Raw genomic sequence first — 12,914 nt, 5'->3', positions numbered from 1 at the left:
GCGGCCGTGTTCGAGGGTAGGCGACGTCGCCGCGAACGGCAGCTGTCAGCGGCGCATGACGGCTCGGGCGAGGCGGTTGCCGAGGAACTGCCCGACGATGACGATCGCCACGATGGCCACCAGGGCCGCGTAGACGATGCCCCAGTTGTACGTCTGCGAGCCGTAGGTGATGGCGTAGTCGCCGAGACCCCCACCGCCGACGAGGCCGGCCTGAGCCGACATGTCGACGATGCCCACGAAGGTGAAGGTGTAACCGAGCACGAGCGGCCCGAGGCCTTCCCGCACCACCACACCGAAGAGGATCGCGGCGCGCGAGGCGCCCATGGCGCGCGCCGCCTCGACGACGCCCGGGTCGACGCCAACGAGTGACTGCTCGACGATGCGGGCGACGGCGAACGCCGCTGCCAGGGCGATAGCGAAGGCCACGGCGTTGGTGCCGATGGTGGAGCCGACGACCAGCTGCTGCAAGGGCCCGATCGCGGCAATGAAGATCACGAAGGGGATTGGCCTGATGATGTTCACCAGCAGGCCGATCGCCCCGAAGACCACACGGTTGCTGTAGAGGTTGCCCGGCCGCGTGGCGTACAAGGCCACACCCAGCGCGAGCCCGACGACGCCGGAGATCACCATGGCGACGCTGACGATGAGCAGCGTCTGGCCGATGGCCCGGACGTAGACGTCGGTGGTGTCGAGGAACCCCGCGAAGAAGTCCACCTCAGCCCTCCTCTTCTTCGACGACGACGCCGTGCGCGCGCAGCCCGGCGAGTGCGCGCTGAACCGCGGCCGCCGGGTCGGGCTGGCCGCCGGTCAGCTCGTAGGTGAGGGAGCCGGCGCGGCGCTCGCGCACCTCGCCGACCCCTCCGTAGACCAGCTCCGCGGTCACCCCGGCGTCCCGGAAGGCTCCGTCGACGAGTTGCTGCAGTCGCGGCCGGTCGGTGATCCGCACGGTGACCAGGTGACCGGGGTGGTGCTCGCGCAGCCGCGCGAGCGCCTCCGGGCTGGGCCGGTCGTGGGTGGCCGACCTCACGAAACGCTGCGCGGGCACGGTTGTCGGTGCGGTGAAGACGTCGTAGACGTCACCGACCTCCACCACACGTCCCCGTTCCATGACGGCCACCCGGTCGGCGACGCGGCGCACGGCCTCCATCTCGTGGGTGATGAGCACGATGGTCACGCCCAGCTCGGTGTTGACCCGCCGCAAGAGGGTGAGCACCTCCTCGGTGGTCTCTGGGTCGAGGGCACTCGTGGCCTCGTCGGCCAGCAGGAGGGGCGGGTTGGTGGCCAGCGCTCGCGCGATGCCCACGCGCTGCTTCTGGCCGCCGGAGAGCTGCTCGGGGTGGGCGTGCGCGCGATCGAGCAACCCGACGAAGTCGAGCAGCTCGGCGGTGCGCCGATCTCGCTCCTCCCGTCCGACGCCGGCGACCTTGAGCGGGTAGGCGACATTGCCGGCGACCGTGCGCGAGCTCAGCAGGTTGAACTGCTGGAAGATCATGCCGATGCCGGCGCGGGCAGCCCGCAGCTCCTTCTCGCCGAGGCGGGTGAGGTCCTGCCCGGCCACCCGCACGCTGCCCGACGTCGGCAGCTCCAGCGCGTTGATCAGCCGCACGAGCGTCGACTTGCCGGCGCCGGAGTAGCCGATGACGGCGAGCACCTCCCCCCGTGCGACACGGAGGGAGACCTCGTCGACGGCGGTGACGGTGGTGCCGCCGCGCTCGAATCGCTTGGTGACACCGTCGAGCTCGACGAGCACGTCACCGCCGCCGTCCCCGGTAGGCAGGCCGGGGGCGCGGAGGCCGGTCAGGTCGCCGGACACGTCAGCCCGCGGCCTTGGCGGCCTTCGCGTCCTGCTCGACCTTCGCGAGGTCGGCCTGCAGTTCCGCGGCGGCCTTGTCGACGATGACGGCGCTGGGGTAGTCCGGCGCGAAGGCCTTCTGGACGGCCGGGTCGTGCCAGAGCTGCGCCAGGGCGAGGTAGGTCTTGTCGTCCTTGTCGGCGGCGCGGGCCGCGAAGACGTTGACGTACGGAGCCGCGGACGGGGAGGCCGGGTCGTCCTTGGCGATGACCTGGCTGTCGGTCAGGCCCGCCTTGACGGCGTAGTTGACGTTGACGACGGCGGCCACTGCGGAGCCGCTCTGCAGGGCACGGGCGGTCTGGTCAGCCGCGACGGGCGTGATCTTGACCTTGGCGCTGGTCACGTCCTCGAGGTCGGAGAAGGCGGTGCCGCCGTCCTTGAGCTGCACGAGACCTGCCTGCTGCAGCAACAGGAGAGCGCGGGCCTGGTTGATGGCGTCGTTAGGGATCACGACGACGGCGTCAGCGGGCAGCGACGCGACGTCCTTGACGGACGTGGAGTACAGCGGCAGGGGGTAGATGGCCGTGGCGCCGATGGGCTGGAGGTCGTCACCGGCGGTGACGTTGTAGTTGGCCAGGTACTGGATGTGCTGGAACTGGTTGAGGTCGATCTCGCCCTGCTTCAGCGCCGGGTTCGGCAGGCTGTAGTCGGAGAAGTTCACCAGTTCGACGGTGACGCCGAGCTTGCTCTTGGCGAGCTCGGTGTACGTCTTCCAGTACGGCAGGGCGTTGTCGGCGACGCCGATCTTGACGTTCGGCTTGAAGCCCTGGCTGGTGGCCTGCCCGCTCGCCGCGGTGGCTTCGCCACCGTCGCCGCTGCGTCCGAGCAGCAGCCAGACACCGCCCGCCACCAGGGCGAGGACGAGGACGACGGCCACCGCGATCGCCGCGACAGGGGCCCTCCGCTTCGGCTTCGGGGGCAGGGCGGGACCGCTGCTGCTGGGGGTGGGAGTGGGGCTGGACATGGTTCTCCTGGGTGGTGCATGGTCGCGCGGGGCGCCCGATGGTCAGGGTCAGCGCGGGGACGTCGAGGAGTGCGGCGACAGAGCGCAGCAGGCGTCGGGGTGAAGCAACTCCTCGGGTCGTTCCGCTCTTGCCGCGCCCGTGGACGCGGCCGGGTCGTCACCTGGAGCACCCCGCCGCGGAGGAGGGTTGCCGGACAGCCAGCCAGGGCTACGCGCTGTCACTCGTGACCTGGGAGGACCGTACGAAGCGACGCTCGCCGTCGTCAAACGCGGGCCGTCGTTCGTGACCGCATCGTGATGGATCTCGAGGGGAGGGTGCCCTCGGGGCCTCGGATGGCAGTGTCTGCCGGGTGGCAGCACCGGACACCCCGCCCATCCACCCCCGGGAGGCGGCACCGCGGCCCTCGCAGCGCGCCCTCGCCGTGGAGCCGTTCCACGCGATGGCGTTCGCCGAGCGGGCCGCGCGCCTGCGCGCCGAGGGGCACCACGTGGTGGCCCTGAGCCTGGGCGAACCCGACGACGGCGCCCCGCCCGCTGTGCTCGCGGCCCTGCACGAGGTGACGGACGGCCGGCCGCTGCCCTACACGGCCGCCCTGGGCCTGCCCGCGCTCCGCGAGGCCATCGCACGCCGGTATCGCGAGCGCCACGGCGTCGACCTCGACCCCCGGCGCGTGGTGGTGACGTCCGGGGCCTCGGCGGCGCTGCTGCTCGTCATGGCCCTCGTGGTCGACCCCGGCGACGACGTCCTCATGGCCGACCCCTCCTACCCGTGCAACCGCCAGCTGGTGCGCGCCCTCGGCGGGCGGGCGGTGGAGGTGCAGACGTCACCGGCCACCCGCTACCAGCTGTCGGCGGCGGCCGCGGCGGCCGCGTGGACGCCCGCGACCCGCGCCGTCCTCGTCGCGACCCCCTCCAACCCCACGGGCACGACCGTGCCCGAGGCCGAGCTGGCGGCCATCTGCCGGCTGGCGCGCGAGCGCGGGGCGTGGCGGGTGGTCGACGAGATCTACCTCGACCTGGCCGACCCAGTAGCCGACCCAGTAGCCAACTCCGTGCACGGCGAGCCACCGCGCAGCGCGCTGGCCCTCGACGACGGCGCCGTCGTCATCGGCAGCTTCTCCAAGCACACGGGCATGACGGGGTGGCGGCTCGGGTGGTGCGTGGTGCCGGAGCACGCCGTCGACGTCGCCGAACAGCTCGCTGCCAATTTCTTCATCTGCGCCTCGACGCCCGCGCAGCACGCGGCGCTGGCGGCGTTCACGCCGGAGTCGTTGGCGCTGGTCGAGGCGCGCCGGCTGGACCTGCGGTCGCGGCGCGCGCTGGTGCTCGACGGGCTGGCGCGGGCGGGCCTGGAGGTGCCCGTCCCCCCGGACGGCGCCTTCTACGTCTACGTCGACGTCTCCGCGACGGACCTGGGGGCGTGGGAGTTCTGCGAGCGGTTGCTCGCGGAGGCGCACGTGGCGCTGACCCCCGGGCGCGACTTCGGGGCGGGCACTGCCGAGACCCACGTGCGGCTCTCGTACGCGGCCTCCCGCGCCGATCTCGAGGAGGGGCTGGCGCGGCTTGAGCGGTTCGTCGCCTCCCTGCGCCGGTCCTGAGCCTTCACCGACGCTGAGAAACCCGGAGAACGGGTCAGCGGCAGGGGGTCGCGGCCAGCGCCGCCTCGCTGAGCGCCGCCTCGCCACCCACCGCGGTGACGTCACGGACGCCCAGGTCCTTGTAGGCGGTCACGGTGGCCGCGGGCAGGCAGTCGCGGCGGGCCAGCAGCAGCGGCGCGCCGAGCGCGGCACCGGCGAGGGCATCGGGGAAGGCTTCACCGCTCGCGAGCAGGGGTGAGGGCACGGACTCCCACGTGTCGCGGGCCACGACGGCGGCGGTGGCGTAGCGGTCGTCCCCGGCCAGCCTCACGACGGCGGTGCTCGGAAGCGCCTGCTTCACCTGCGCCACGACGGTGGGGGTGACCACGGATGTTCCTCCCACGAGAGTCACCCGGGACGGCGCCAGCGCCGTCAGCGCGCTGCGCGTGGCCGCCGGCAGCGCATCGCGGCCCGACAGCAGCAGCGGCGATCCGAGCGCAGCGCCCGCAGCACCCCCGGCGAGGGCATCGGGGAAGTCCTCGCCGGAGGCGAGCACCACCTCGCTCGCATCGGCGAAGGACGTGGTGGCCACTCGGGCGGCGGTGCCGTACCGGTCGTCGCCCTGGATCCGCTCGACCCGCTGGGAGGCCAGCGGCTGCAGCTGGCGGAACAGGTCCTCGCTGACGGCAGAGGTGCCACCGACCACGTGGATCACGGCGGGCGAGAGGCGCTGCAGCTCGGCGCGGGTCGCCTCCGGCAGGTCACCGGGCTGCACGGTGAGGACGGGGCCGCCCAGCTGAGCGGCCAGCGGGGCCGCGGCCAGAGCATCGGGGAACCGGGCACCGCTCACGACGACGACGTCGCGCGCGCCCTGCGGGAAGGACTCCTTCGAGACGGCGGCCGCGGTGGCGTACCTGTCGGCGCCCCACCAGCGCGACGTGCTGGCAGGGGCTGCCGACGCCGCGGGCGCCGTCGTCGTTACCGCAACCAGGGCCAGCGAGGCCACCGCCAGCGCACACGCCGATGCGCGAACCACGACCCCGGGCGGGGTCCCACGCACCGTCAGAGCAGCCATGCGACCACCGTGACACAGGTTGTCTGCCGCACGAGGCGCGGCGCGCGGGGTGGGGTGACTGTGCGCGGCGCCCCTCGGTGGGCCAGCATGTCGGTGTGCCCGATGACGAGACCCCCCGAGCAGCGGGGATGGCTCTCGACGCCGAAGACCCCAGCCGACTTGTGCTGCGCGGAGACATCGACGTCTACGCGGTCGCCGGGCAGCGCCTCGCGCCGGAACAGCTGAGCGAGGTGCGGGTGGTCGACCTGCACGACGTCGAGTTCGTCGACTCGGCCGGTCTGGGCTTCCTCATCGGCCTGTCACGGCAGGTCCGTCCCTACCGGCTGCGCCTCGAGGGCCTGCACGGCACGGCCCGGCAGATGCTCGTGGTCATGGGTGCCCACCACGTGCTCGACCTCTGAACCGGCGCTGAGCAGACCGGTCCGTCAGACGGCGACGGCCACCGCGTCGCGGTAGTAGTCCACGAGCTGGCCGCACAGCACGCTCCACGTACGGCCGCGGGTGCGCTCCCGGGCGGCCTCGCCCAGGGCGCGGCGCTTGGCGGCGTCACCGGCGAGGTCGGCCACGTGGGCGCGCAATCCGGCGAGGTCCCCGGGGGCGTAGAGCCATCCGGTGCGGCTGGGGTCCACGAGGTCCCGCAGCCCGCCGGCGGCCGGCGCGACGACGGGCACGCCGCTGGCCAGCGCCTCCTGCGCGGCCTGGCAGAACGTCTCGTGCTCGCCGGTGTGGACGAAGACGTCCAGGCTCGCCACCGCCGCGGCCAGCCGCTCCCCGGAGAGCTGGCCAAGGAAGGCGGCGTCGGGCAGCAGGGTCTGCAGGCGGCCGCGGGAGGGTCCGTCCCCGACCACCACGAGCCGCGTGGCCGGGACTCCCGTGAGGACGGCGAGGTCTTCCAGGCGCTTCTCGGGCGCGAGGCGCCCCACGTAGCCGACGAGCACTTCGCCGTGCGGGGCGAGGCGGGCCCGCAGCGCGGGGTCGCGGCGAGCGGGGTCGAAGACGTCGTCCACACCCCGCGCCCACACGCGGGTGCGGGGGATGCCGCGGGCGCGCAACTGCTCGGCGACGGTGGCCGTGGGCGCGAGCGTCAGTTCTGCGCGGCGGTGGATCGCCTCCACGCGCCACCACGCGGCCTCCTGGGCGGTGCCGATCCTGGCCGTGAGCGGGTAGCGGCTCGCGAACCCGGCGATGTCGGTCTGATAGACGGCGACGACGGGCAACCCGAGGCCGTTCGCGGCGCGCGCGGCAGTGCCGCCCAGTCCGAACGGTGAGGCGAGATGGACGACGTCGGGCGCGAAAGCGGCCAGCACGGCCCGCAGGCGGGTGGCCGACGGGAGCGGCACGCGCACCTCGGTGTAGCCCGGGAGTCCGACCGAGGGGACCTCGACGACCATCGCGCCGTGCACGGTCCGTGGTGCGCCGGGGTTGGCGCAGATGACGAGAGCCGAGTGGCCCTCGCGCTCCAGGTGCTCCAGCACCCTGAGCACGGAGCGGACCACGCCGTTCATCGCAGGGAGGAACGAGTCTGTGATGATCGCTACCCTCACGGAGCCAGCGTGGTCGCCGTCTCCCTCCGCCAGACCATCGCCAGGTGACCGGCAGTCGTCGCGAACGTGACGATCGGGCGGACCATCGGGCGAGGATCCTGAGGGGCGTCACGGCGGACGCCCTGGCATCGCGAGAGTCGTTATCATCATCGCCGTTCCCGTTCCACCCCTGGAGGCTGCCGTGGTCCCCGTTGTCGCTCCCCTGGGTCGGCTCCTGCTGACCGCCGCCGCCTCCGCGGGCATCGTCAAGGCCGTTTCCGACGGTCGCGGCACCGGCGCGCTCCGGCGCACGGCCGTCTCCACGGCGAAGCTCGGCATCCGCGCGTCCCGCGCAGCCGAGGTGGGCGTGGAGAAGCTGCGCCTGGCCACGGGTGACGTCGTCGCCCAGGCCCACGCCGAGCTGGGCGAGCCGGCCCCGGTGCCGCGCACCCCCTCGGCCGAGCACAGCCACGACCACGACCACTGAGCCCCCGGTGACCGACGGCCAGCACGCTGCTGCGGTGCCCGCGGCCAAGTCTGGGGTCGAGCCTGTGGTCGATACCGCCGTCACCGTCGTCGCGGACGCCGGTGGACGGGTGCGGCTGCAGGCTGACTGGCTGCGCGGCCACCCGGCCCGCGCAGTGGCCGTCGAAGACGCGCTCGACGCCCTCGACGGCGTGCACCTCGTGCGCGCCTACCCGGTGACGGGCGCCGTCGTCGTCCACGGTGACCGTGACCGGCTCACTCTCGAGCAGCTGCGCGCCGCGGTCGCCACGGCGGCCTCCGTGGACGCCGCGGCCGTGGCCTCCCGCACGCCGCGCTCGGCCGACGTCGGCAACGGGGAGGTGGCGAGGATCGTCGTGGGCGGTGTCGTGCTGGCGCTGCTCGGTCTGCGGCGCTACGCCTTCGGCCGCCCGCCGCTGCTCGGACCGACGTCGCGGACGGTCGCCACCGCCGTCACGATCTTCTCCGGCTATCCCTTCCTCAAGGGGGCGCTGCGCTCCATCACCTCCGGCAAGGGGCTCGGCACCGACGTCCTGGTCACCGCGGCCACCATCGCCAGCCTGCTGCTGCGCGAGAACGTCGTCGCCCTGACCGTGCTGTGGCTGCTCAACATCGGCGAGTACCTGCAGGACCTCACGCTGCGCCGCACCCGCCGCGCCATCGCCGACCTGCTCACCGGCGCCCAGACCGAAGCCTGGGTGCAGCGCGAGATCACCGAGACCGTCAGCACGGCGCGGGGCCCGAAGACGGTCCGCAGCACCGTCGAGGTGAAAGTGCCCCTGGAGGAGCTGCGCGTCGGTGACCTCGTCGTCGCGCACGACCAGTCGACCCTCGCCGTGGACGGCGAGGTGGTCGAGGGCGAGGCCGTGGTCGACCAGGCCGCCCTCACGGGAGAGAACCTGCCGGTGCAGCGCACCGTGGGAGACCCGGTGCTCGCCGGCAGCGTGGTGCTTCGCGGGCGCCTCGTGGTGCGAGCCACCGCCACCGGCTCGGACACCGCTGTGGGTCGCATCGTCGCTCGCGTCGAGCACGCCCAGGCCGACAGGGCGCCCGTGCAGACCGTCGGTGACGCGTTCAGTCGCCGCTTCGTGCCGGCCTCGTTCGCTCTCGCCCTGGGCGTGCTCGTGGTCACCCGCGACGTGCGCCGCGCCATGACGATGCTGCTCATCGCCTGCCCCTGCGCCGTCGGGCTCGCCACCCCGACGGCCATCAGCGCCGCCATCGGCAACGGCGCCCGCCGCGGCATCCTCATGAAGGGCGGCTCCCACCTGGAGGCCGCCGGTCGCGTCGACGCGTTCGTCTTCGACAAGACCGGCACGCTGACGCAGGGCCGGCCGGTGGTCACCAACGTGCTGTCCTTCCGCGAGGACTGGACGCCGGAGCAGGTACTCACCGAGGCCGCCAACTCCGAGGTGCACTCCAAGCACCCGCTGGCGCAGGCCGTCATCCGCTCGACCGAGGAGCGGCACCTCGTCATCCCTACCCACGAGGAGTGCGAGGCGATCCTCGGGCTCGGCATGCGGGTCATGGCCAACGGCCGCGTGCTGCTCGTCGGGAGCCCCGGCCTCATGGACCGCGAGGGCGTCGACGTCGACGAACGCGCCCGCGAGTGGGTGGACAGGCTGCAGGCCCAGGCCGAGACACCGCTGATACTCGCCGTCGACGGCGTCCTGACCGGCCTCGTGAGCCTGCGTGACCAGGTGCGTCCCGAGGCCCGCGAGGTGCTCGACACGCTGCGTGCCTCCGGGGTGCGCCGCATCGTCATGCTCACCGGAGACCACCCCGCCACGGCCGCCGCGGTCGCCTCCGAGCTCGGCATCACCGAGTTCCGGTCGCAGGTCATGCCGGACGAGAAGCAGGACGTCGTCCGCGAGCTCCAGGCGGAAGGGCACGTCGTCGCCGTCGTCGGTGACGGCACCAACGACGCACCCGCCCTGGCCCTGGCCGACCTTGGCATCGCCATGGGCCTGTCGGGCACCGACGTGGCGGTGGAGACCGCCGACGTCGCGCTCGTCGGTGACGACCTGCGCCGCCTGCTGCATCTGCGCGACCTGGGCGACCGCACGCTCCGGCTGATCCGCCAGAACTACGGCGCGTCGATCGCCGTCAACGGCGTCGGGCTGGCGCTGGGCGCCGCAGGGGCGCTGTCACCCGTGCTCGCGGCGGTCGCGCACAACGCGTCGTCGGTGTTCGTGGCGGTCAACTCGGCCCGGCTCGTGCGCTACCGGCTGGAAGCGCCGGCGTCCGCGAACACTCCGGTCGACGCACCCGAGGTGTCGGCGGCGCCGTCCGCGGCGTCCTGACCCCGTTGGGCCGACGGGACCTGCGCCCCGTCGGTGTGCCGCTGACGCGGGATGAGCGCGGCGGGAGCGACAGCGGGCACGGCGCCGGTGGTCATGACCGAACCGGCGCGCAGCCGCGAGGTACCCAGGAGCCGGGCGACCTCCGCGGCGTCGACCCCGGCGTCCAGCAGCCGCTGGGCGCGCGTGGCGCGCAACGCGTGCGAGGTGACACCCGGCAGGCCAGCGGCGTCGAACAGCGCCCGCAGGCGGCGGGTGGTGGCCGCCGGGTCAGCGGCGGTGCCCCGCGACGTCGGGAAGACCAGGGCCTGGTCGCCGACGTCGGCCGAGGGTCGCCGACGGCGGGCCTGCAGCAGCGCCGCGAGCGAATCAGTGATCGGCACGATCCGCTCGTCAGCGGTGCGGCGGACGTCGGTCGAGCGGCCGGTGGCACGCTCCAAGCGGGCCGCGACGCGCAGCGCCGCAGCTCCGGGCGTAACGTCGACGTCGGCCCAGCGCAGCGCCAGCGCCTCCCCCAGCCGTGCGCCGGAGCCCAGCAGCACCGCGACGAGGTCGGCGAGGCCGTGACGGACGGCGTCGGCGTCCGCTGACGCCACGACGAGGAGGTGCGCCGCCTGCGCGACCGTGAGCACGGGGGCCGCAGCCGGCGCGGCGGTGACCGGCAGCTCGACGCTCCGCAGCGGGTCCTCGTCGAGCACGCCCTTGGCCAGGGCCACGTCGATCACACCGCGCAGGCAGTTCCGCGCGGTGCGTGCTGCGGCGGGTCCGGACCTGTCGGCGACCTCCGCCAGCCATCGCTCGGCGATCGGCGCGGACAGGTGCCGCACCTTGACCATGCCCAGGCGCGGCACGAGGTGTGCCACCACCGAGCGGCGGTACAGGTCGCGGGTGCCCGGGCGCGCCCCGGTGGCCTCCAGCACGTCGAGCCAGGTGGCGGCGGTGTCGGCGACGGTGGTCACGCGGTCGTCCGCGGCGGCCGCCGCGGCAGCCTCGGCGCGGGCACGGCGCGCGAGGTTGTCGGCCAGGGCCGCCTCGGCCTCACGCCGTGTCTGGCCGGTCGCCCGGACCGGGCGGTACTCGCCGTCGGCGCCCTTGAGGCGACACCTGGCCACCCACCGGCTACGTCCCATGCCCTGTGCGGTGGCGGCGCGCACCCACCGCCCGGAGACGGGGTCGAGAGTCTCGACGTGCGTGCTCACCAGGCCTGCGGCCCCTGTCGCCAGGGCGGGTCGTCCCACGTCGGTGACGCTAGACCGCGGCGGTCGGCTCCGGAGGGCTTTTCCCGGAGAGGGGTTCTGGGTGCGGGGCTCTCAGACCTCGGCCGGGGGTGTTGGCTGGGGCGTCAGGTCGGGTGCCAGGTTTGATGTCGGCTCAGATCTCGACGACGACGCCGAACGGCAGCTCGGCCACCACCTCGCCATTGACCGACAGCACCAGCGCGTGGGGGCCCGTCGAGCTCAGCGGCGCGACGACGGCCACCGCGAAGCATGCCGACACCCGCCCCGGCACTTCGCCCTGTTCCAGCCCAGGGCGGACCTGCCAGGCGGAGATCGTGCCGACGTCGCCCTCCGGCGTCCGGGCCGACAGCGACAGGTGCGCCGCCGGCTCCCGGCGCCCCATCCACAACCGCCCGGCCGCGGCGAGCACCTGCTGCGCGGGCAGCTGCGACACGGCGATGACGGTGCGGTGCGCACCGACCGCCGTGAGCGTGCCGTCGGCGTCGACGCGCGCGTAGTCGGCCAGGAGGGCGTAGTCGAGCTCGGCCACGGCTCCATCCTGCCCGGATGGGGCGTGTGAGGTCTGGGCAGCCGTCTGCTGGTCCGCCTGGTCCGTCTGGGCGCCGACTGACCGAGCGCGGGCCGACCGGGCGCGGTCCATCTGGGCGCGGGCCGACAGGACCAACTCGATCACGCGCAGTGGCCAGGCAGAACGCGTCGCGCCATCATCTGACACGTGGACACCGATCGGCGCACCTCTGCCCCCCTCGTGCTGCTCGCCGGCCTCGGCGGCGTCGCCGCGTGGCTCCTGCTGCGCACCCGGCGGACCCCTGCGACCAGCACCAGCGCAGAGCGTCCGACCACGCCCGTCGGGCGGGTCGGAGAGCCCGGGCCGGAATGGTCGGTGGTCCAGACCGTCGCCATCGCCCGGCCCGCCGGCGAGGTCGCTCAGCACCTGCACGACCACGGCGGCCTCCCCGGTCTGACCGGCGGCCTGGAGGGTCCGGTACTCGACCGCATCGAGTGGAACGTGCCCGGCAGCGGCCACTTCGAGGCCGAGGTGCACAGCTTGCCGGGCGCCAACCACACCGAGGTGACGCTGCGCATCTCCCCGGAGACGGGCTCGGCACGCAGCGCCGCCGAGCACGCCGCCGCCTCGCTGCCCCTCGTCGGCGGTGGATCGTTGCGGTCGCAGGCCTCGCGCTCGCTGGCGCACCTGCAGCGCCTGCTGGAGTCGACCCAGCCGGGCAGCCCCGAGCGCGCCGCCGCGGCGGCCGAGGTCGCACAGGGCCGCTGACCGTCGTCGTCCTCCTGTCCTCCTGACGGGAGGACGACGGATCGCCGGGCGAACCCGCCCGGCGAGGCGCCTTCAGCTCTTGCGGGCACCCCGCAGGAGCAGCGCGACCACCGCGCTCAGACCCGCAGCGACCAGCACCTCCTGCGGCATCCGCCGTGTGCTCTCGCGCTGGATGCGGGCGTGGAACGCGTCGATACGCGCCGGGAACGGCGACCGGCCGAAGAAGAGATCGCTGGGCTTGTCGAGATCGGGGAAGGCTCCCCCGGCCATCCCCGCCAACGCCGAGAGCAGGACGGCGGGCCGCTGCCGCCGGCTCGCGCGTGCCACGAGGGCGATGGCGGCAAGACCCGCCAGGCCGTCGCACACGGCGGTCACGAGGAAGACTCCGCGGCGCTGATCACCCCAGTGCGGCACCTGGTCCAGCACGAAGTGCGACACCACCCCGGTGGCGAACGCCTGCACGGGCCGCTCTGCGAGCGGACCCGCTCCGAGGACCGCTCCGGCCAGGACGTGGTTGGTGACGAGCACCGGAACAGCATGCCCGTGCCGCGCGGGCGGTGGCGCGCATCCAGGCCCGTCCGGGGTGCGCTCGCGTCTCGCCCGAC

General features: G+C 73.9%; 13 protein-coding genes and 1 riboswitch. Of the genes, 5 read left to right on the top strand and 8 right to left on the bottom strand.

The features are described 5' to 3' along the window. Positions 1 to 45: 45 nt before the first annotated feature. From BXY45_RS19735 to BXY45_RS19725, 3 genes are all read right to left on the bottom strand, one after another. On the bottom strand, positions 46 to 714 hold the full coding sequence (locus BXY45_RS19735; RefSeq protein ID WP_211319766.1) for a methionine ABC transporter permease: 669 nt from the start codon (positions 712 to 714) through the stop codon (positions 46 to 48). 1 nt (position 715) lies between these two features. Continuing rightward, on the bottom strand, positions 716 to 1,750 hold the full coding sequence (locus BXY45_RS19730) for an ATP-binding cassette domain-containing protein (RefSeq protein ID WP_109776262.1): 1,035 nt from the start codon (positions 1,748 to 1,750) through the stop codon (positions 716 to 718). Positions 1,751 to 1,814: 64 nt separating this feature from the next. Then, entirely contained in the window at positions 1,815 to 2,816 is a 1,002-nt protein-coding gene (locus tag BXY45_RS19725; protein WP_109776236.1) for a MetQ/NlpA family ABC transporter substrate-binding protein, read from the bottom strand. Between the two features lie 119 nt (positions 2,817 to 2,935). Further along, positions 2,936 to 3,046: riboswitch (SAM riboswitch) on the bottom strand. Positions 3,047 to 3,256: 210 nt separating this feature from the next. On the opposite strand from BXY45_RS19725, the gene BXY45_RS19720 reads away from it, so the two are divergent. Beyond that, on the top strand, positions 3,257 to 4,414 hold the full coding sequence (locus tag BXY45_RS19720; RefSeq protein ID WP_109776261.1) for an aminotransferase class I/II-fold pyridoxal phosphate-dependent enzyme: 1,158 nt from the start codon (positions 3,257 to 3,259) through the stop codon (positions 4,412 to 4,414). Positions 4,415 to 4,448: 34 nt separating this feature from the next. Here the strand turns inward: BXY45_RS19720 and BXY45_RS19715 are convergent, their stop codons facing one another. Continuing rightward, positions 4,449 to 5,468: a cell wall-binding repeat-containing protein gene (locus BXY45_RS19715; protein ID WP_109776235.1), complete on the bottom strand. Its 1,020-nt coding sequence runs from the start codon at positions 5,466 to 5,468 to the stop codon at positions 4,449 to 4,451. A 95-nt stretch (positions 5,469 to 5,563) separates the two neighbouring features. On the opposite strand from BXY45_RS19715, the gene BXY45_RS19710 reads away from it, so the two are divergent. After that, positions 5,564 to 5,869, top strand: a complete 306-nt coding sequence (locus tag BXY45_RS19710; protein WP_170131629.1) for an STAS domain-containing protein — start codon at positions 5,564 to 5,566, stop codon at positions 5,867 to 5,869. A 24-nt stretch (positions 5,870 to 5,893) separates the two neighbouring features. On the opposite strand, the gene BXY45_RS19705 is transcribed toward BXY45_RS19710, so the two are convergent. Further along, entirely contained in the window at positions 5,894 to 7,012 is a 1,119-nt protein-coding gene (locus BXY45_RS19705) for a glycosyltransferase family 4 protein (RefSeq protein ID WP_109776234.1), read from the bottom strand. 181 nt (positions 7,013 to 7,193) lie between these two features. On the opposite strand from BXY45_RS19705, the gene BXY45_RS19700 reads away from it, so the two are divergent. Both BXY45_RS19700 and BXY45_RS19695 read left to right on the top strand, forming a co-directional pair. Continuing rightward, the gene (locus BXY45_RS19700; RefSeq protein WP_170131628.1) at positions 7,194 to 7,478 is read left to right on the top strand and encodes a DUF1490 family protein; all 285 of its coding nucleotides are present in this window, start codon (positions 7,194 to 7,196) and stop codon (positions 7,476 to 7,478) included. A gap of 64 nt (positions 7,479 to 7,542) precedes the next feature. Beyond that, positions 7,543 to 9,798 carry a heavy metal translocating P-type ATPase gene (locus BXY45_RS19695; protein ID WP_109776259.1) on the top strand — a complete coding sequence of 752 codons (2,256 nt, stop codon included), beginning with the start codon at positions 7,543 to 7,545 and terminating at the stop codon, positions 9,796 to 9,798. Here BXY45_RS19695 and BXY45_RS19690 read toward each other — a convergent pair. Together BXY45_RS19690 and BXY45_RS23550 are read right to left on the bottom strand one after the other, a co-directional pair. Continuing rightward, complete coding sequence (locus tag BXY45_RS19690) at positions 9,717 to 11,033, bottom strand: site-specific integrase (RefSeq protein ID WP_146211289.1); 1,317 nt, start codon at positions 11,031 to 11,033, stop codon at positions 9,717 to 9,719. The genes BXY45_RS19695 and BXY45_RS19690 overlap by 82 nt on opposite strands. Before the next feature lie 133 nt (positions 11,034 to 11,166). Further along, positions 11,167 to 11,562 carry a DUF6941 family protein gene (locus tag BXY45_RS23550; protein ID WP_170131627.1) on the bottom strand — a complete coding sequence of 132 codons (396 nt, stop codon included), beginning with the start codon at positions 11,560 to 11,562 and terminating at the stop codon, positions 11,167 to 11,169. 186 nt (positions 11,563 to 11,748) lie between these two features. Between BXY45_RS23550 and BXY45_RS19680 the strand changes: the two genes are divergently transcribed. Then, positions 11,749 to 12,309, top strand: a complete 561-nt coding sequence (locus tag BXY45_RS19680; protein WP_109776230.1) for a hypothetical protein — start codon at positions 11,749 to 11,751, stop codon at positions 12,307 to 12,309. Between the two features lie 72 nt (positions 12,310 to 12,381). Here the strand turns inward: BXY45_RS19680 and BXY45_RS19675 are convergent, their stop codons facing one another. Next, a complete protein-coding gene (locus BXY45_RS19675; RefSeq protein ID WP_109776229.1) occupies positions 12,382 to 12,837 on the bottom strand; it encodes a hypothetical protein in 456 nt (151 codons plus the stop codon). Positions 12,838 to 12,914: the final 77 nt, after the last annotated feature.

It is taken from the genome of Quadrisphaera granulorum, from assembly GCF_003149145.1.
In the GTDB taxonomy this organism is placed as follows: domain Bacteria; phylum Actinomycetota; class Actinomycetes; order Actinomycetales; family Quadrisphaeraceae; genus Quadrisphaera; species Quadrisphaera granulorum.
The sequence above is the reverse complement of the archived record's forward strand: the minus strand, read 5'-3'. Positions and strand labels throughout refer to the sequence as shown.